18 protein-coding genes are annotated in these 18104 nt (G+C 73.2%); 9 read left to right on the top strand and 9 right to left on the bottom strand.

The features are described 5' to 3' along the window. Window positions 1–553 precede the first annotated feature (553 nt). From BEP24_RS08880 to BEP24_RS08855, 6 genes are all read right to left on the bottom strand, one after another. Window positions 554–1249, bottom strand: coding sequence for an alpha/beta hydrolase (locus BEP24_RS08880; RefSeq protein WP_065962489.1), 696 nt, complete (start codon window positions 1247–1249; stop codon window positions 554–556). Between the two features lie 10 nt (window positions 1250–1259). Further along, on the bottom strand, window positions 1260–1673 hold the full coding sequence (locus BEP24_RS08875; RefSeq protein ID WP_083230239.1) for a transcriptional repressor: 414 nt from the start codon (window positions 1671–1673) through the stop codon (window positions 1260–1262). Beyond that, window positions 1670–2590 carry a metal ABC transporter permease gene (locus BEP24_RS08870; RefSeq protein ID WP_065962488.1) on the bottom strand — a complete coding sequence of 307 codons (921 nt, stop codon included), beginning with the start codon at window positions 2588–2590 and terminating at the stop codon, window positions 1670–1672. The genes BEP24_RS08875 and BEP24_RS08870 overlap by 4 nt, the downstream gene beginning before the upstream one ends. Beyond that, a complete protein-coding gene (locus BEP24_RS08865) occupies window positions 2590–3477 on the bottom strand; it encodes an ABC transporter ATP-binding protein (protein WP_171898775.1) in 888 nt (295 codons plus the stop codon). Before BEP24_RS08865 ends, BEP24_RS08870 begins: the two co-directional genes overlap by 1 nt. Then, window positions 3474–4379 (bottom strand): zinc ABC transporter substrate-binding protein, encoded by a 906-nt coding sequence (locus BEP24_RS08860; protein WP_065962487.1) that lies wholly within the window; start codon window positions 4377–4379, stop codon window positions 3474–3476. Before BEP24_RS08860 ends, BEP24_RS08865 begins: the two co-directional genes overlap by 4 nt. Before the next feature lie 179 nt (window positions 4380–4558). Then, on the bottom strand, window positions 4559–5824 hold the full coding sequence (locus BEP24_RS08855; protein WP_065962484.1) for a PTS transporter subunit EIIC: 1266 nt from the start codon (window positions 5822–5824) through the stop codon (window positions 4559–4561). A gap of 174 nt (window positions 5825–5998) precedes the next feature. Here BEP24_RS08855 and BEP24_RS08850 point away from each other — a divergent pair, with 174 nt between their 5' ends. After that, window positions 5999–6235, top strand: a complete 237-nt coding sequence (locus tag BEP24_RS08850) for a PTS transporter subunit EIIB (protein ID WP_065962481.1) — start codon at window positions 5999–6001, stop codon at window positions 6233–6235. After that, window positions 6232–6684: a PTS glucose transporter subunit IIA gene (locus tag BEP24_RS08845; protein ID WP_065962480.1), complete on the top strand. Its 453-nt coding sequence runs from the start codon at window positions 6232–6234 to the stop codon at window positions 6682–6684. The genes BEP24_RS08850 and BEP24_RS08845 overlap by 4 nt, the downstream gene beginning before the upstream one ends. A 25-nt stretch (window positions 6685–6709) precedes the next feature. Here the strand turns inward: BEP24_RS08845 and BEP24_RS08840 are convergent, their stop codons facing one another. Continuing rightward, window positions 6710–7438, bottom strand: a complete 729-nt coding sequence (locus tag BEP24_RS08840; protein WP_065962477.1) for a GntR family transcriptional regulator — start codon at window positions 7436–7438, stop codon at window positions 6710–6712. Window positions 7439–7562: 124 nt separating this feature from the next. Between BEP24_RS08840 and BEP24_RS08835 the strand changes: the two genes are divergently transcribed. The 7 genes from BEP24_RS08835 (at window position 7563) to BEP24_RS08805 (ending at window position 16087) form a co-directional block, all read left to right on the top strand. Beyond that, window positions 7563–8189 carry a response regulator transcription factor gene (locus BEP24_RS08835; protein ID WP_216093121.1) on the top strand — a complete coding sequence of 209 codons (627 nt, stop codon included), beginning with the start codon at window positions 7563–7565 and terminating at the stop codon, window positions 8187–8189. Beyond that, window positions 8182–9381, top strand: a complete 1200-nt coding sequence (locus BEP24_RS08830) for a histidine kinase (protein ID WP_083230238.1) — start codon at window positions 8182–8184, stop codon at window positions 9379–9381. The genes BEP24_RS08835 and BEP24_RS08830 overlap by 8 nt, the downstream gene beginning before the upstream one ends. Window positions 9382–9504: 123 nt before the next feature. Continuing rightward, the gene (locus BEP24_RS08825) at window positions 9505–11547 is read left to right on the top strand and encodes a bifunctional lysylphosphatidylglycerol flippase/synthetase MprF (protein ID WP_171898774.1); all 2043 of its coding nucleotides are present in this window, start codon (window positions 9505–9507) and stop codon (window positions 11545–11547) included. Next, window positions 11544–12875 carry an alpha/beta hydrolase-fold protein gene (locus BEP24_RS08820; RefSeq protein WP_065962469.1) on the top strand — a complete coding sequence of 444 codons (1332 nt, stop codon included), beginning with the start codon at window positions 11544–11546 and terminating at the stop codon, window positions 12873–12875. The genes BEP24_RS08825 and BEP24_RS08820 overlap by 4 nt, the downstream gene beginning before the upstream one ends. A gap of 93 nt (window positions 12876–12968) precedes the next feature. Further along, a complete protein-coding gene (locus tag BEP24_RS08815; protein WP_083230237.1) occupies window positions 12969–13358 on the top strand; it encodes a lactococcin 972 family bacteriocin in 390 nt (129 codons plus the stop codon). A 57-nt stretch (window positions 13359–13415) separates the two neighbouring features. Then, window positions 13416–15437: a hypothetical protein gene (locus BEP24_RS08810; protein WP_065962468.1), complete on the top strand. Its 2022-nt coding sequence runs from the start codon at window positions 13416–13418 to the stop codon at window positions 15435–15437. Then, the gene (locus tag BEP24_RS08805) at window positions 15434–16087 is read left to right on the top strand and encodes an ABC transporter ATP-binding protein (RefSeq protein WP_065962467.1); all 654 of its coding nucleotides are present in this window, start codon (window positions 15434–15436) and stop codon (window positions 16085–16087) included. Before BEP24_RS08810 ends, BEP24_RS08805 begins: the two co-directional genes overlap by 4 nt. Window positions 16088–16204: 117 nt before the next feature. On the opposite strand, the gene BEP24_RS08800 is transcribed toward BEP24_RS08805, so the two are convergent. Further along, window positions 16205–16777 (bottom strand): GNAT family N-acetyltransferase, encoded by a 573-nt coding sequence (locus tag BEP24_RS08800; RefSeq protein WP_065962466.1) that lies wholly within the window; start codon window positions 16775–16777, stop codon window positions 16205–16207. A 116-nt stretch (window positions 16778–16893) separates the two neighbouring features. Then, the coding region (locus tag BEP24_RS08795; protein ID WP_083230236.1) for a dihydrolipoamide acetyltransferase family protein at window positions 16894–18104 on the bottom strand (1211 nt) is incomplete at its 5' end.

Here is an 18104-nt window from a genome sequence, read left to right as displayed (position 1 = left end):
AAGGTCACTTGCCTGGTACGCACGCGCTGTCGACCGGTCCGTGACCGGGCTGCCAGCGAGGGGGTTGTGCGCACCGCCCAGGCCCGCGGACCCTGTCGAAGGGCCGAGAGCGCCGCGCGACCGCGGCGTACGCGACGGTCGGAGGGCTTGGAACAACTGGGTCTGCCACGCGGACGCGGCGGACCAGGGGACAACGTTACGGGACGGCCGCGCGTGTCGCAAGCCCGGGCCGTACGTCGGTCCGGCCTGGAGGCGCGGTGCGCGTCCGCCGCGCAGGCCCCGGCCCGCCGAGTGCACCGGTTCCGGCTCGCTCGACAGCCCGCCGAGTGCGCCGGTTCCGGCCCGCTCGACGGCTCGCCGAGTGGGCCGGTTCCGGCTCGCTCGACGGCTCGCGACGACGGCTTCTGCCCGCACGGCGAACGGCCGCGGCATGTCCTGCCCGCTCGCGCGGACGAGGCCAGCGCCGCCGAGCGCCCGCGCCGCGCCACCCGCCCGCTCGCTCGCGGCGGACGCGGTCCGCGCCCCGGCCCGCTCCGCGCCGCTGCGCCGGGCCCTACGGCGCCGCGGTCGGCTCCGGCGCCAACGCCTGCACCACGAGCGCACCGAGCTGCTCCGGCGCGGTGAACATCGGCCAGTGCCCGGTCTCGAGCCCGAGGATCGTCAGGTCCTCGACCGCGACGAGCTCGGTCGTCCAGGCGTGGTGCTCGGCCACCATCGCGGCGAGGTCGGCGGCCGGCACCTCGCACGACACCACGGTCGCGGGGATCCGGTGCCGTGCGGGGTCGGCGTAGTGGAACGGGTCGGTCGTGACCGCGGGCGGCTCCGGGACCGCCCGACGTTCGAACGCCTGCCGGAGCTCCGGCGTCATCCCGCGCACGGTCGCCGGCTCCCACACGTCCCAGGACGGCAGCGGGACGACCCCGTCCACCACGGGCAGTTCGTCGTTGATGCTCGCCCCGTCCGGTCCCGGGAAGGTGTCGACGTACAGCAGGCGCGCCACGAGCGCGGGCCGCTGGTCGGCGGCCATGAGCACCATCGGGCCGGCGCCGGAGTGCCCGGCGAGCACGACCGGCTCGTCCGGCGTGGCGACGTCGTCGAGCACCGCGACGATCCCGGCGACCTGCTCGTCGAGCGTGTCCCCGACGCGGGTGACCGCCTGGACGGAGTGCCCGGCCGCACGGAGCACCGGGACCACCTCGTCCCACGCGCTCGCGTCGAGCCAGAACCCGGGCACCAGGATGACGTGCATGGCGGGGAGGTTACTCGGCGGTCCGTGCCGCCGTGCACACCGCGCACTCGCCGAAGATGTCGACGACGTGGCTGGCGTTCGTGAACCCGTTCGCCGCGGCGACGTCCTGCGCCCACCGCTCGACGGGGTCGGCCTCGATCTCGACCGTCCGGCCGCAGTTCCGGCAGATCAGGTGGTGGTGGTGCGCGTCGGTCGTGCACGCGCGGTACAGCGACTCGCCGTCCTGCTGCAGGGAGTCGGCGTCGCCCTCGGTCGCCAGGTCCGACAGCGCCCGGTACACGGTCGCCAGTCCGATCGTCGACCCGTCGTCCCGCAGGTGCTGGTGGAGCGCCTGCGCGCTGACGAACCCCTCGGTGCTCGAGAGCGCGGTGCGCACCGCCTCACGCTGCCAGGTGTTCCGCTTCGGCTTCTGCACGGCGTTCACGCTGCCACCCCTTCCCTGTCGCCGGCCTGGAGGCGCGGCTCGCCCCCGCCGTCCTGCTCGCGGCCCGCCACGCGGTCGCGTCCACGCCGGTCCCGTCGCGTCCCGACGATCCGGCAGACCACCCAGATGAGGAACGAGATCGTCGTCACGTACGGGCTGATCGGCAGCCCGCCACCGATCGCGAGCAGGATGCCACCGACGACCGACACCACGGCGAAGACCGTCGACAGCACCGGCACGACGACCGGGTGTGACGTCAGCCGGAGTGCGGCGGCGGCCGGCGTCACGAGCAGCGAGAGCACGAGGAGCGCGCCGACGATCTGCACCGACACCGCGGTCGCGAGCCCGAGGACGAGCATGAACACGAGCGCGAGCGTGCGCACCGGCACCCTGGCCGCCGCGGCGACGTCCGGGTCCACCGACGAGAACATCAGCGGGCGCCAGATCACCAGCAGCGTCACGACGACGATCGCCGAGACCACGACGAGCGAGGTCAGCTGCGGGTTGTCCACCGAGACGATCTGCCCGGTGAGCAGCCCGAACTTGTTCGCCGCGCGTCCCCGGTAGAGCGCGAGGCACAGGATCCCGAGGCCCAGGCCGAACGGCATGAGCACGGCGATGATCGAGTTCCGGTCGCGGGCGCGGGAACCGAGCAGTCCGATGAGCAGCGCCGCCACGACCGAGCCGACCAGCGAGCCGGTGACGACGTTCGCGCCGAACAGCAGCGCGGCGCTGGCCCCGGCGAACGACAGCTCGGAGATGCCGTGCACCGCGAACGGCATGTTCCGCGCGACGACGAACGGCCCGATGAGCCCGCCGACGATGCCGAGCACGGCGCCGGCCCAGATCGAGTTCTGCACGAGCACGAGGAGCTCGCCGTAGTCCTGGAACGAGAAGACGGTCGACAGCACGTCCATCAGATCCGCCCTTCGTCCGGTGTCGGTGCGTGCGGGTCGGGGTCGCAGTGGTGGCCGCCGACCTGGTCGTGGGCCTCGTTGCCGCCGACGATGACGATGCGGCCCATCGTGCGGACGACGTCGACGGGGGTGCCGTAGAGGTCGCTGAGGACCTCGGCGCGCAGGACCTCGTCGGGGGTGCCGATGCGGAACCGGCCGCCCGCGATGTAGAGCACCCGGTCGACGACGTCGAGGATCGGGTTCACGTCGTGCGTGACGAAGAGCACCGAGGCGCCCTGCTGCCGCCGCTGCCGGTCGATGAGCTCGGTGACGCCGCGCTGGTGCCGCAGGTCGAGCGAGATGAGGGGCTCGTCGCACAGGAGCAGTGCGGGGTCGGCGGCGATGGCCTGTCCCACGCGGGTGCGCTGCTGCTCGCCGCCGGACAGCTCGGCGACGGGGGCGTCCGCGAACGCCGTCGCGCCGACCTCGTCGAGGATCCGGTCGATCCGGGCGCGCTCCGCCCGGGAGGCGGGGAGCACGCCCCACCGTGAACCGGTGACGCCCTGCGCGATCATGTCCCGCGCCCGGAGCGGCGTGCCGGACTCCATCAGCCGCTGCTGCGGGATGTAGCCGATGCGCCGGTGCCCGCGACGGACGGGCTGGCCGAGGAACGACATCGTGCCGCTGGTCAGCCGCTGCTGGCCGAGCACGGTGCGCAGGAGCGAGGTCTTGCCGGCGCCGTTCGGCCCGAGCACGGCGACGAACTCCCCCGGCGCGACGTCGAGGTCGAGGTGCGACCAGAGCGCGCGCGATCCGTACGACAGCGCGGCGTCGCGGAGCGCGAGCACGGCGGGACCGCCGCGGCCGTCGGCCGCAGCGGTCCGCGAGGGAGCCTGGACGGTGGTCACTTCGTGAGCGCCGCCTGGATCGCGTCGATGTTCGCCTGCTGCCACGAGACGTAATCCTCCCCCTTCGGGAGCGTCTCCGTGACACCGACCACCGGGATGCCGGCCTGGTCGGCGGCCTGCTTCACCTGCTCGGTCTCCGGGCTGGAGGTCTGCTCGTTGTACGCGAGCATCCGCACGGTCTTGTCGCGGAACAGCTGCAGGGTCTCGTTGAGCGCGGCCGGCGGCACGTCGTCGCCCTCCTCGATCGCCTCGGAGAACTTCTCGGGCGTCACGTTGTCGAGGCCCATGGCGTCGAACAGGTAGCCGGGCACGGGCTCGGTGTACGCCACCTTCTCGCCGTCCACCTTCGCCTTCGCGGCGGCGGTCTGCGACTCGAGGTCGTCGAGCTTCGCCGTGAGCGCCTTCGCGTTCGTCTCGAAGGTGTCGGCCTGCGCGGAGTCGAGCTTCGTCAGGCGCTGCTGCACCTCGGCCACGAGCTTCACCATGGTCGGGTAGTCGTAGAAGACGTGCTCGTTGAACTCGCCGCCGTGGTCGAGGCCGGACAGCTCGGCGACGTCGATGGTCGCAGCCTTCGTGCCCGAGGCCTTCGCGAGCGTCGTCATGAAGTCGTCGTAGCCGCCGCCGTTCTCGACGAGCAGGTCGGCCTTCGACACCGCGAGCTGGGTCTTCGCGCTCGACTCGAACGAGTGCGGGTCCTGGGACGGGTCGCTGAGGATGCTCGTCACCTCGACGTCCTTCCCACCGACGGACTGCACGATCGAGCCGTACACGTTGGTCGACGCCACGACGCGGACGGTCTCGTCGTCGCTCGCGTTCCCGGACGCTGAGGACGTCGCGCATCCCGTCAGCGCGAGGGCGGCGGCGCCGGCGATGAGCGGCAGGGCGAGGAGGCGACTGGTCATGACGTCGACGCTACGGCTTCCTGATAACGATTGTCAAAACCGCTCTCATGCAGGTGTACTCAGGGAGGCGGGTGGACCCGACGCGGGTCGGCCTGCGTCGGTCGGTCCCCACGGGCGGACGGGAGGCGCGGTGCCAGCCGGCACCGCGCCTCCCGTCCGCCCTGCGGTCGCGTGCGCGATCAGGCCTTGGTGGCCGCGTCGATCGTGTTCTCGGCGATCGTGTCCTCCTCGCGCCCGGGGGTGCGGAGGTTCCACTTCTTGATCACGAACGAGAACAGGAAGTAGTAGACGACCGCGTACGCCAGGCCGATCGGGATGAGCCAGATCGCCCCCTCGGCCTTGCCGAAGTTCAGGACGTAGTCGATCGCGCCGGCCGAGAACGAGAACCCGTCGCGGATGCCGAGCGCGTTCACGAGGGCGAGCGACGTCCCGGTGAGGAACGCGTGGATGACGTAGAGCGGGAACGCGACGAACATGAACGAGTACTCGAGCGGCTCGGTGATGCCGGTCACGAACGAGGTGAGCGCGGCCGAGATCATGATGCCGCCGACGAGCTTGCGGTTCTGGATCTTCGCGTTCCGCCAGATCGCGAGCGCACCGGCGGGGAGGGCGAACATCATGATCGGGAAGAACCCGGTCTGGAAGATGCCCGCGGTCGGGTCGCCGGCGAGGAAGCGCGCGATGTCGCCGTGGTAGGTCACCCCGCCGCTCGTGAAGCTGCCGAGCTGGAACCACGGGAAGAAGTTGAGCAGCTGGTGCAGCCCGATCGGGATGAGCATGCGGTTGACGAACCCGAACACCCCGCCACCGAGCACGGCGTTGTCGGCGACGGCCTGACCGGCTGCGGTCAGCGCGATGTCGAAGTAGCGGTAGACGAAGGACATCAGCACGGCGATGACGAGGCCGGCCACGGCCGCGAGGATCGGCACGAGGCGGCGGCCCGAGAAGAAGCCGAGGAAGTCGGGCATCTTCGTGCGGTGGAACCGCGTCCAGAGCCCGGCCGAGACGAGGCCCATCACGATGCCGCCGAGGACACCGAAGTTGATCGTCGCCTGGGCGCCGTTGGCGTCCTTGACACCAGCGAGGACGATCGGCGACATGGCCGCGAACACCTGGTACATGACCATGTAGCCGACGACCGCGGCGAGCGCCGTCGTGCCGTCGGACTTCTTCGCCCAGCCGATCGCGATGCCGACCGCGAACAGCAGCGGCAGCCAGGTGAAGACGCCGTTGCCGGCGGCCGCGATGATCGAGGCGCCCTGGGCGAACCCGGGGATCGCACCGAGCATGTCGCTCTGCCCGAGGCGGAGCAGGATGCCGGCGGCCGGCATCACCGCGATCGGGAGGAGCAGGCTGCGGCCGAGCCGCTGTGCGTTGGCGAAGAGCTTGGACTGCTTCTTCGGGGTCTTCTTCTCCGGCACGTCCGTGGCAGCAGCAGTGCTCATCGGCGTTCCTCTCGTCGTCGGGTGGAGCTGTCGGGGAGTTGAGCGGGTCAGACCACACCGGTACGCTCGGCGTGACGCCGATCCGGTCCTGTCCGGTCATGACCAGTTCCGTAGTCTGATCCCGAACCGAGTGGGTGTCAACCCGTTCCACGAAGCCGTAACGAGGAGGAAACGATGGCCGAGATCAAGGCAGCCGACATCATCGCCGCACTGGGTGGCGCCGACAACATCGACGAGGTCGAGGGCTGCATCACGCGCCTCCGCGTCGAGGTCGAGGACGGCGACCTCGTCGACAAGGCCGCCCTGCAGGCAGCGGGCGCGCAGGCCGTCGTCGGCGGCGGCACCGGCTGGCAGGTCATCGTCGGCCCGGTCGCGGACAACCTCGCGCAGGACATCCAGGACGAGCTGTGACGGCGGTCCGGACCCCGTTCGCGGGTCCGGTCGTCGCGCTGGCCGACGTGCCGGACCCGGTCTTCGCCGGACAGCTCGTCGGGGCCGGCGTCGCCGTGGACCCGACCGGCGTCGACGGACCGGTCACCGCGGTGGCCCCGGTGGACGGCACGATCGTCAAGCTCCACCCGCACGCGTTCGCGCTGCAGGGCTCGGCCGGGACCGACGTCCTGGTGCACGTCGGCATCGACACCGTGAAGCTCCGGGGCGAGGGCTTCGAGCTGCTCGCGGCCGAGGGCGACACCGTCCGCGCCGGCGACCCGGTCGTGCGCTTCACCCCGACGGCGATCACGGCCGCCGGGTACTCGCCGGTGTGCCCCGTCGTGGTGCTCGGCAGCGCGCCGGACTCGGTCGACCAGGGCACGGTCGGCACCACGGTCGACGAGAGCGCCACGCTCTACACGGTCTGAACCGGGCGGCGCACCACGCGGGAGGTCACGGCGACGTCGCCGTGACCTCCATCTGCACGCGGTAGCGGTCCGAGCGGTACCAGGAGCGGCTGTGCTCGACGGGCCGGTCCCCCGAGTACGACACCCGGTCGAACTCGAGCAGGGGCGCACCCGTCCGCGTGCCGAGCAGCGTCGCGACGTCGTCGGACGCGGGCGTCGCCGCCACGGTCTGCTGCGCGCGGTCGATCGGCGTGCCGTACTCGACCGCCGCGAGCGAGTACACCGACCCGGACAGGTCCTGGTCGAGCAGCCCGGGGAACGCGTCCGCCGAGAACCAGGCGTCGTCGACCGAGACCGGCGCCCCGTCGGCCATCCGGAGGCGCTTCAGGTGGTGGGCCGCGACGTCGCCGTCGAGCCGCAGGGCCGCCGCGGTGTCGGCCGGCGGGACCTTCTCCTCGCGCACGAGCACGACCGTGGTCGGGACGTGGCCGAGCGCGCGCATCTCCTCGGTGAACGAGGCGAGGTGCAGCGTCGACTGCACGGGCCGGTGCGCCACGAAGGTGCCCTTGCCGCGGACCCGCTCCAGGTAGCCCTCGTTGACGAGCTGACCGAGGGCCTCGCGCACGGTGATGCGGGAGACGCCGTACTCGGCGATGAGCTGCCGTTCCGAGGGGATCGCCGCGCCCGGTGCGAGCCGCTTCGTCGCGAGGTCGAGCAGGATGCGCCGCAGCTGCTGGTGCTTCGGTTCGGCACCCTCGGTGATGCGGCTCGTCATCCGGTCCCTCGTGCTCGGTCGCGCGGCATGGTGGTCGTGGAGGTGGTCATGCGCGGACATGACCAGTTGCCCTCACAGTATCGATTCGTCCGGAGAACGCCAACGCCGTGACAAGATGACGCGCGTGACCTCGGTGGTGATCGTCGACGACGAGACGCTCGTCCGCTACGGCTTCGAACTCATCCTCGGTGCCGCGGCGGACATCGACGTGCTCGCCACGAGCGGGGACGTCGACGCCGTCGAGACCGTGCGGCGGCACCGGCCCGACGTCGTCCTGCTCGACGTCCGGATGCCGCGCGTGAACGGCCTCGAGGTGCTCGCCCAGCTGCGCGAGCTCCCGGAACCGCCCGCGGTCGCGATGCTCACCACGTTCGACACCGACACGCAGGTCGTCGCCCGCGCGATGGACTCCGGGGCGTCCGGCTTCCTGCTCAAGGACACCGACCCCGAGTCGCTCGCCGAGTACGTCCGCGCGCTCGCCCGCGGCGGGATCGTCCTGGCGCCCGGTGTGGACCGCACCCGCCTGTTCGCCCAGCACCCCGCTCTCGAGGCGCCGGACCTGTCGCCCCGCGAGCACACCGTCGTCCGGCTCGTCGCCGAGGGCGCGAGCAACCCGGAGATCGGCCAGCGCATCGGCGTCAGCACCGGCACCGTGAAGGAGGACGTCCGCGCCCTCCTCGCCGCGTTCGGCGTCACGACCCGCGTCCAGCTCGCGCTGCGCGCGGCCGAGGCCGGGCTGCTCGATGGCTAGTCCCGTCAGCCGCGTCACCCGGGCACTGTGGCGGGCGGACGGGAGGCTCGAGGGACTCGTCGACGCCGGCCTGCGCTGGGTGCGCACCCGGCGGACACCCTGGTGGCTGGTCGACGCCCTGTTCGTCGCGGCCGCGGTCGTGGACGCCGCGCTCGACATCGCCGGGACGACGACGACCGAGCGCACGCTGTCGCTCGTCGCGGCCGGTGCGCTCGTGCTCCGGCGCCGCCTGCCCGTGCTCACGTTCGCGCTCACGATGCCCGGGCTCTTCATCGGCTCGGGCGTCGTCGCCGCGAGCATCGCGCTCTTCACCCTCGGCGAGCGCACCGACCGGCGGTGGCTCATGCTCCTCGCCGCGGTCGTGCAGTTCGTCGGGTTCAGCGGCTTCGTCGTGGGGCCGCCGCAGCAGCTCGACGAGATCGTCGTCTCGACCGTCTACGCGCTCATCTTCGCGCTCGGCCCGCTCGCCATCGGGATGCTCGTCCGCACCCGTGCGGTGCTCGTGGACCGCATCGCCGAGCTCGGGGCCTCCCGGGTCGAGGAGCGGCGCCGCGGGGCCGAGGTCGCGCTGTCCCGCGAGCGTGCCCTGCTCGCCCGCGAGATGCACGACGTCGTGTCGCACCAGGTGACGCTCATCGCGGTGCAGGCCGGGGGTGTGCAGATGGCCGGCCGTGACGCCCGCGAGCGCGACTTCGCCCGGACGATCCGGCAGCTGTGCGTCGTCACGCTGCAGGAGCTCCGCGAGATGGTGCAGGTGCTCCGCGCCTCGGGCGGCACCGACCGCGAGATCGCGCCGCAGCCGGTGCTCGCCGACCTCGACCGGCTCGTCGCCGCGAGCGGCCTGCCGACCGAGGTCGCCGTGGACCTGCCGGACACGCTCCCCCTGCCCGTCCAGCGCGCCGTCTACCGGTTCGTGCAGGAGGGCCTGACGAACGTCCGCAAGCACGCCCCCGGCGCCGCCGTCCGGGTCACCGGTCGGATCGAGGCGGACGAGGTCGTCGTCGACCTCGTCAACGGACCGGCCTGCGCGGACCGCCTCGAGCTGCCCGGATCCGGCCTCGGACTGATCGGGCTCGGCGAGCGGGCGTCGCTGCTCGGCGGCAGCCTGACGTCCGGCCGCGGCGCGGACGGCGGCTTCGCGATCCACCTGCGCCTGCCGGTCGAGCACCTGCCGCTCGCGACGGCCGGCTGACCCGCCGTGCCGCACCTCGTCCTCGAGGCGTGCCCCGAGGGGGACGCCGGGTGGCCGATCGGCCACCCGGGTTCACGCCCCGGTCCGATGCGGGACGACCGCGCCGTCCGGTGTGATGACACCGTGGCACCCGAAACCCTCATCGCACACCTGCGTCGCTCCCCCGTGACCGTCGCCGTCGCCGTCGCAGCGCCGGTGCTCCTCGTCACCGCCCGGATGGCGCACGCCGAGCCGGACTTCCCGCACCACCCGCCGGTCGCGGTCGTCGCACTCGTCGCCGTGGTGTTCGCCGCGGGCCTCGCGGAACGCAGCTTCGGGTCGCTCCGGACCCTGCTGATCGGGGTCGCCGCACCGGTCGCCGCGGTCCTCGTCACGCTGCTCACCGTGACCCTCGGTGCCGCGATGGGCGAGGCGCACGCCGAGTTCGCCGCCGGGCAGCCGCTGTTCGCCCCCTCGATGGTCGCGACCGCGCTCCTCGGGGCCGCGTCGGCCGCGATGCCGGTGCAGCGCCGACGCCGGACCCGCACGGTGCTCTGGACCGTGGTGCTCACCCTCGTGCTCTTCGCCGGACACGGCTCCGACCTGGCCCGTGCCCTGGCGACCCTGTTCGGGACCGCGGCCGGCGCGCTCGTCGTGCACCGCGCCTCCCGGTCCGACCGGACCACCCGACCGGCCGCCGACGCCCCCTGGAACCCACGCACCCTGGTGGTCGCGACGCTCGTCGCCCTCGGTGCCGGCACGCTCGTCACCCTGGTCGTGCCGGAGCCCGACGGCGTGCTGTCGCCGTTCGCCGACGCGATGAGCGACCGCGCCGTGCTCGTCGTCGGTCTGCTGCTGCTCGGCTCGGCGTGGCTCGTGCAGCGCGGCCGTCGTGCCGGCGTCGTCCTGGCCGCCGGGGTCCTCCTCACCCTGACCGCGGTGCTCTCCGACGTGTTCCTCATCGAGCCGATGACCGACGACGCGGTGCAGTGGCAGGGGCTCGGGGTCGACGCCGTCGAGTGGCAGGTCACGCTGCTCGGGGCGTGGATCGTCCCCGCCGGCGTGCTGCTCGCCGTGGTGGCGCTGCGCGGACGGCTCGTGCGGGCCCGCTTCCGGGCGTCGAGCGCGTGCGCCGAGGACTTCCGCGGCATGCTCCGCAGCGGTGACGCCGGATCGCTCGGGCACATGGGCACCTGGCAGGGCAACGCGACCTGGGCCGACCCGGCCGGACGCGGTGCCGTGGCCTACCGGGTCTGCGGCGACGTCGCGCTGACGGTCTCCGACCCCGCCTGCGCCGCCGAGGACCGCGCGGCCGTCATCGACGCCTTCACCGCCTTCTGCGCACGCCAGGGCTGGATCCCCGCGTTCACCACGGTGCACGAGCCCGTGCGTGAGCTCCTCGCGGCCCAGGGCTGGACCGCGCTGCCCGTCGGCGTCGAGTCGGTGCTCGACGTCACGACGTTCGACCTCCGCGGCAAGAAGCGCCAGGACCTCCGCACGGCCTCGAACCGGGCCGACCGCGAGGGCCTCCGCGACGAGTGGACGACCTTCGGTGCCCTCGACGACGCACAGCGCGCCGAGGTCGAGACGATCTGCGCGCGGTGGGCCGCCGACCGCCGCCTGCCCGAGATGGGCTTCACGCTCGGCGGGCTCCGCGAGCTCGACGACCCGGCCGTCCGGCTGCTCCTCGCGGTCACCGCCGAGGGCCACGTCACGGCCGTCACGAGCTGGCTGCCGGTCTACGAGCACGGTTCGCTCGTGGGCTACACGCTCGACGTCATGCGCCGCGGCGACGACGGGATGCCCGGTGTGATGGAGTTCCTCATCGCCCGGACCGCCCTCCGCGCCCGCGAGGCCGGCCTCACCACGATCAGCCTGTCCGGCACGCCGCTCGCCGTGCACGACGACGCCGGTCCCCTGGTCGCCCGCGGCTCGAAGCTGCTCGCACGCCTGCTCGAGCCCGCGTACGGGTTCCGGTCGCTGCAGCGCTTCAAGGAGAAGTTCGGCGCCCGGCACGAACCGCTCTGGCTCGTCGTCCCGTCCGCGGTCCAGGTCCCCCGCGTCGCCCGCGCCCTGACGAGCGCGTACGTCCCCGGGCTCCGGCCGAAGCACCTCTGGGCGCTCCGCCAGGCCCACACCGCCACCACGACGCAGGCCACGCCGGTGCCCGCCGCACCGCGCCCGTGAGCCCCACCGAGTGGCTGCTCGCGACCCAGCTGCAGGCGCCGTCGAAGCTCGTCCCGATCGACACGGCCTTCGTCGTCCTCGCCCTGGCGGTGCTCCTGCCTGCCGTGCGCCGGTGGCGTGACCGCTCCGCGTGGAAGTCGGTCGGGCTCCGCGCGGCGGTCGCCGCCGGCGGCGCCCTCCTGCTGCTCGTCGCGTGCTTCGTCACCACGCACGTGGTCGACCTGTTCGGCGTCGCGCTGAGCCCGGTCACGCAGATGTGGAGCGCGTTCGCGGGGGCCGGGCTGGCCCTCGCCGTCACCGGCATCGTGCAGGGCGGCGGGTGGCGACGGGCCCTGGCGATCGTGCTCGTCCCGGCCGCGCTGGTCGTGCCCGCCCTCGGCATCAACGTCGAGTTCGCCAAGTACCCGACGCTCGGCACCGTCGTGGAGACGAACCCGTACCCGACCCTCGGAGCCGGTGCACGTCCCTCGTCCGGCGCGACCCCGAGCCAGGCGTCCGCCCCCGCGACCGCGACCGTGCCCGCGGCGGGCCAGGTCTACACCACGGAGATCCCGGGCACACGGTCCGGCTTCCACGCACGGCCCGCGGTCGTGTACCTGCCGCCGGCCGCCCTCGTCCCGGACCCGGCCCCGCTCCCCGTCGTCCTGGCGTTCTCGGGCCAGCCCGGCTCCCCGAGCGACCTGTTCACGGCCGGCCAGCTCGCCACCCCGCTCGACGAGTACGCGCGCACCCACGGCGGGCGCGCACCGATCGTGGTCTCGGTCGACCAGCTCTCGACGCCCGGCCTGAACACGATGTGCGTCGACTCCCGACTCGGGAACGTCGACACCTACGTCACGCAGGACGTCCCGGCGTGGATCACGACGCACCTGCCCGCGACCACCGACCGGCGGGCGTGGGGCCTGACCGGCTTCTCGCAGGGGGCGACCTGCTCGATGCAGTTCCTCACCGGCCACCCCGACCAGTTCGGTGCCGCCCTGGCGGTGTCGAGCGAGCTCCAGCCGATCGACATCTCCGCCCGGCACAGCGCCGACCAGGCCTTCGGCGGGTCCCTCGCGCGGTGGCGGGCGGCCGCCCCGATCGCGCAGATGCAGGCGAAGGGGCTCACCGGGCACGCGCTCTGGCTCGCGGCCGGGTCGTCCGACGCCGAGTTCACGAAGAACGCGCAGCAGCTCGGGGGCGCCGCGACCGCGGCCGGTGCCCGGGTGACCGTCTCGACGGCACCGGGCAGCGGACACGACTGGAACACCGTGCAGTGGGCGTTCCGGACGGACGTCACGCCGTTCGCGGACGCGCTGCTGGCGGCGCTGCCGGCACCCACCGGGTGATGACACCTACCGATACATCACACTCTTGACGATCGGCTCCTCCGCTGCCAGGGTTGTCCTGCTCGCCACCGAGCACACGACACGAGGGGGAACATGCACCACACGATCGCGAAGAGCATCATCGGCCTCGGCCTGACCGCGGCACTCGTCGCCGCCACGGCGACCGCGGCATCGGCCGGTCCGCTGGAGGTCCTGGGGAACGGGACCGAAGCCGGGGGCACCGTCATCACCGATCCGTCGGGAGGTTCCCGCACGATCACCGGGACCGGCGCGCGCAGCGACGGCGGGGGCGGCAGCTTCTGGCAGTGGGGTGTCAGCGGCGGCAGCGCCTGGTCGAACTACTTCCGTGAATCGCGGTGCCACGGAGCCACCGCGATCGGCAAGAAGAGCAAGCGGGTGACCGGCATCCCGGGCGGGCGGTACGCCTACGCGGCGACCCCCAAGGCATCCAGCGGCAACCAGGCCTACTACCACAACTGCTGAGCGGCGGGGCGGGTCCTGCACAGCGGGACCCGTCCTCGTCCGGAACGAGGAGCTCCGATGACCCTCCGCCCAGTCGGGATCGCCTACGCGATCCCCCCGGTCCTGGCGTTCTTGCTCGCCTGCGTCGGTCTCGCCGTCGTGAGCGAGTCGGGCCTCGTCGGGGCGTCGTCGACCGTGACGGCCGTCGCCGGCAGCGCTCCGGCATCGAACGGCCGAGTGGCCGACGCCCTGCGCGAGGCCGCAGATGCGACCGGTTCGACCGTCGTACGGACGATCGCGGACCGGGAACACCCCGAGTCGCGGCGGACCGCGCTCGTCACCGCCGCCCCGGGCTCAGCCGGCCGTGCCTGGCTGCGCGACGGCTACACCGACTTCTGGCCCGGCGTCGCGACCCGCGTCCGGCCCATGACCGCGCTGGTCGACCACGATCCCGTCGGGACCTACGAGGTGTTCGGCGCCCCCGCAGGCCGCACGGCGGTGGCCGCGGCCCTCGCCGACGTCGGGTACGAGACGACCTCCGCGACCACGTCCTTCGCCGACCGCATCGGCCTCGGCGCTGGCCCGGCCGGTACCGCTGGTCTCGTCGCGGCGATGTGCTCCGGCTGCGTCGCCCTGTGCCTGGTGGACACGATCGGTTCGCCACGGCGAGCCGCCGTCAGGCGAACCCACGGTCGGAGCACGATCGCAGTCCTCCGGAGTGAGTTGGTCGAAGCGCGGATCGTCGCGTTCGTGGTGCTCGTCGGCACGCCGGCCGTCCTGCTCGGGCTCTGGCTCACGGGCCGGGCCTCCTGGGCGCCGACCCTGGCGGCGTCCACCGGCCTGCTCGGCGCAGCACTCCTCGCGCCGGTGGTGCTCGCGCACATCGTGGGGACGGTCCTCGCCTGTCGACTCCCGCTGACGACGGCCCTCCGCGGAGCGCGGCCGAGCAGCACGATCGTGGTGCTCGCACACCTCGCTCGCGTTCCCGTCCTGCTCCTGCTCGTCTCCGCGGTCTTCGACCTCTCCGGGTCGGTCGCCGCCCTGCGATCGGGAACCGCCGCACGCGACCTCCGGGCGGCCGGAGCCGCAGTCCAGCTCTGGGTCACGCCCGATCCCCGACCGGTGGAGACGCAGCAGTACTGGGACCGGATCGGCGGGTTCGCCGCGGACGCGCTCCGAGGACACGGCGCCCTGCTGGCCGCGCCCGCGGAGGTCTCGTCGGGGCGTGACGGGACGACGGTCCCCGCGCTCTTCGTCGACCCGGAGTACCTCCGCCTCCAGGACGTGCGCGCGGCCGACGGTTCGCGTCTCACCGACGACGCCGAGGTCGCCGTGTGGCTGCCGCCGCGGAGCGACCTCGATGCAGAGGCACTGGTGGCCGCGCTCGGAGCCTGGGAGCTCCGGGGTGCAGGCGGTGCGGCCGCCCGGACAGCGATCGGGACCCTCCGCTCCGACGAGCTGTACACCTACCCCGGCGACACCTCGTCCCGGGCGTGGCTCCCGAACGCGGTGCTCGTGGTCGTCCGGGACCCAGCCTCGGCCTTCACCGCGGACCAACTCGGCTCGTGGACGTCCACGGGCGACGTCCTGTTCCGGTCCCGGGCGGTCGCCGAACGCGCGATCCGCGACTCGGCCCTCGGGGACGAGTTCAGCGCCGTCGTCGACGTCGGACAGGCGGCTGCCGAGGAGGCCCGCTCCGCCCTGCTCGACACCGGTGTCGGTGCCGCCGCGGTCGCGAGCGACGTCCTCGTCGCCGGCGCGCTCGCCGGGGCAGCCATCGTCGTCACGCGCCGTCGCCACGGTCGCGCCCGGTTCCTGGCCTCGGCCTCCGGCCTGCACCCGCTCCGCGCCGATCGTGCGCTGTTCCTCGCAGAGGCAGGACTCGCCTCCGTCGCCCTCCTCTGCGCCTTCGGGCAGTGGGGCGACCGAGCTCCGGACGGTACCGGCCGCGCCTCCGTGCTCGACCCGGTCGCCGCCGGGACACCGACGGCTGCGGCGCTCGCGGCCGCAGCCGTCCTGGTCGTCGCGTGCGCGAGCTCGACGCTCGTCGTGGTGACGGCCCGCAGGAACGATCGGACTCGAGGGGCGGGAACACGGTGATCCAGGTCCGGAACGTCGAGAAACGGCGCGGGTCCACGATCCTCTGGGGCGGGTTGTCCTTCTCGGTGCGTCCCGGCGAGGTCGTGGCCGTCACCGGTCCGAGCGGCGCCGGCAAGTCGACGCTGCTCGACTGCGTCGGGCACATCGACACGGTCGACTCCGGCTCCGTCGTCATCGACGGGAGGGACGCCGGTCGCAGTGCACGGCGGGCGCGTCTCGTCCGACGTGACGTGCTGGGGTACCTCTTCCAGGACTTCGGCCTCGTTCCCGACCTGACCGTGGCTGCGAACGTGGACCTCGCACGGAATCGTCACGGTGCCGTCGCGTCGGATGGGCCGACGACGGCGGCGGCACTCGCCGCCGTGGGCCTGGACGGGCGTGGAACGGAACGGACCCACCGGCTCAGCGGCGGTGAGCAACAGCGGGCCGCGGTCGCGCGACTCCTCGTCAGACGCCCGAAGGTCGTGCTCGCCGACGAGCCGACGAGTGCGTTGGACGACGAGAACGCAGCGCTCGTCCTCGACCACCTCGAGCGGTTGGCCAGGGGCGGCACGGCGGTCCTGATCGCCACCCACGCGTCCGCCGTCGTCGCGCGGGCGACACGGACCGTCGAGTTGGCGGCACCGACCACTGCGCAGACTCGGCGCTGACCGGGCCGTGCTGACCGATCCGTGCTGACCGGCCTTTGCCGACCCGATCGGTGCTGAGCGGCCGACGCTGCTCGATCGGCGCTGGGCCGCCAGCGAAGAGCGGCCCTCGCCGGCGGGTCAGGCGTTCGCGACGAGCCAGGACCGCTGCGCGGGCGCGAGCGGACGGTCGGCCCAGACCTGCCCCTCGACCCCGGCGGGCACGGTCACCGACGCGGGGCCCTGCCACACGAGGTCGAGCCCGGAGCGCCGGAGCACCGCGGCCGAGGCCGGGTTGTTCGTGAGCACCCGACCGGTCACCGGGACGTCGGGTGCCGTGCGGGCGGCTTCGTCCACCGCGGCACGGGCGAGCTCCACGGCGTACCCGTTGCCCCAGGCCTCCGGCACGAGCCGGTAGCCGAGGTTCCAGACGTGCCCGGCGGTCATGTCGACCCCACCGACCCCGACGAACGCGCCGTCGGTCGTGCGGACCGCCCACGAGCCGAGCCCGTGGCGCGCCCGGCCACCGATCTTGCGCTGCACCATGTCGACCGTCGACGACCGGTGCGCGTGCCGGCCAGAGGGCAGGTGCGTCCACGTGCGGGCGTCCGAGAAGAGCGCGTGCACGACGTCGATGTCGGCCGGCGTGAGCGGCGCGAGCACCAGGCGACCCGTTCGGATCTCCTGCTGTGGGGTCAGGAGCTGGTGGACCATGACCCGATCATCGTCCGCCCCACCGACAACCGGGTGGACACCACGCGACGTCCGCGCGATCCGGCCCGAGCATGCGGTCCCCCGCACCGCCCGGACCGGCTCACCGGCTCACCGGCTCAGTCGAGCAGGAGCGCGGGCTCCTCGATGACCGAGGCGATGTCGTGCACGAAGCGCGAGGCCACGTCGCCGTCGACCACGCGGTGGTCGAACGAGGCACCGATCGTGGTCACCATGCGCGAGCGGACCTCGCCGTCGACGACCCACGGCTTCGGCTTGATCGTGCCCATCGCGACGATGGCGACCTCGCCCGGGTTGAGGATCGGCGTCCCGGTGTCCATGCCGAACACCCCGATGTTCGTGATCGTCACGGTGCCGTCCGCCATCTGCTTCGGCGTGGTCTTGCCGTCACGCGCGGTGATGGTGAGCTCCTCGAGCGCCTTCGCGAGCTCGAACAGGGACATGTCCTGCGCGTCCTTGATGTTCGGCACGATGAGCCCGCGAGGGGTCGCCGCGGCGATGCCGAGGTTCACGAAGTGGTGGACGATGATCTCCTGGTCGGTCCAGGTCGAGTTCACCGAACGGTTGCGGCGGACGGCCCAGATCACGGCCTTCGCGAACACGAGGAGCGGCGAGACCTTGACGCCGGCGAACGTCGGCGAGGACTTCAGGCGCTTGACGAACTCCATCGTGCGGGTCGCGTCGACGTCGACGAACAGGGAGACGTGCGGCGCGGTGAACTTCGACGTCGTCATCGCGGTCGCGATCGCCTTGCGGACGCCCTTGACCGGGATCGTCTCGCGGCGGACGTCGCCCCACTCGGGCGTCTCGATGTTGCGGAAGACGCCGGCCTGCTTCGCGTGCCGGATGACGTCGTCGCGCGTGACCTCGCCCGCGAGGCCGGTCGGCACGACCTCGCCGAGGTCGACGTCGAGGTCCTTCGCGAGCTTGCGGATCGGCGGCTTCGCCAGGACCTGCCCGGAGACGACGGCCTTGCGCGGACGGCTGCCCTGCGCGGCGACCGCCTCGGCCGTGGTGTCCTCGCCCGGGTCGGATGCGGCCTCGGCAGCCGCCTGCGCGTCCGCACTGGAGGCGCGGCTCGCCTCGGCCGCGAGCGCTGCGGCCCGGCGTGCGCCCGGCTTGCGACGGGACGGGGACGTGGTCGCGGAGCCGTAGCCGACGAGGACGGCGCCCGACGACTCGTCGGACCCGACGACGGTCGCGTGGTCGGCGACCTCGGGGTCCGCGGCGGCGTGGCGCGCCTGCGGCGCGGCCGCTGCGGGCGACGGGGCCGGGGTCGCGGCGGGTGCCGGTGGGGTCTGCGCGACCC

This window comes from Curtobacterium sp. UCD-KPL2560 (assembly GCF_001705035.1).
Lineage (GTDB): Bacteria > Actinomycetota > Actinomycetes > Actinomycetales > Microbacteriaceae > Curtobacterium.
The sequence above is the reverse complement of the archived record's forward strand: the minus strand, read 5'-3'. Positions and strand labels throughout refer to the sequence as shown.

Coding starts and splice junctions, on each gene's coding strand:
- BEP24_RS08860 (WP_065962487.1), bottom strand. CDS start 4,379: ATGACCAGTCGCCTCCTCGCCCTGCCGCTCATCGCCGGCGCCGCCGCC.
- BEP24_RS08830 (WP_083230238.1), top strand. CDS start 8,182: ATGGCTAGTCCCGTCAGCCGCGTCACCCGGGCACTGTGGCGGGCGGAC.
- BEP24_RS08810 (WP_065962468.1), top strand. CDS start 13,416: ATGACCCTCCGCCCAGTCGGGATCGCCTACGCGATCCCCCCGGTCCTG.
- BEP24_RS08815 (WP_083230237.1), top strand. CDS start 12,969: ATGCACCACACGATCGCGAAGAGCATCATCGGCCTCGGCCTGACCGCG.
- BEP24_RS08855 (WP_065962484.1), bottom strand. CDS start 5,824: ATGAGCACTGCTGCTGCCACGGACGTGCCGGAGAAGAAGACCCCGAAG.
- BEP24_RS08840 (WP_065962477.1), bottom strand. CDS start 7,438: ATGACGAGCCGCATCACCGAGGGTGCCGAACCGAAGCACCAGCAGCTG.
- BEP24_RS08800 (WP_065962466.1), bottom strand. CDS start 16,777: ATGGTCCACCAGCTCCTGACCCCACAGCAGGAGATCCGAACGGGTCGC.
- BEP24_RS08870 (WP_065962488.1), bottom strand. CDS start 2,590: ATGGACGTGCTGTCGACCGTCTTCTCGTTCCAGGACTACGGCGAGCTC.
- BEP24_RS08880 (WP_065962489.1), bottom strand. CDS start 1,249: ATGCACGTCATCCTGGTGCCCGGGTTCTGGCTCGACGCGAGCGCGTGG.
- BEP24_RS08850 (WP_065962481.1), top strand. CDS start 5,999: ATGGCCGAGATCAAGGCAGCCGACATCATCGCCGCACTGGGTGGCGCC.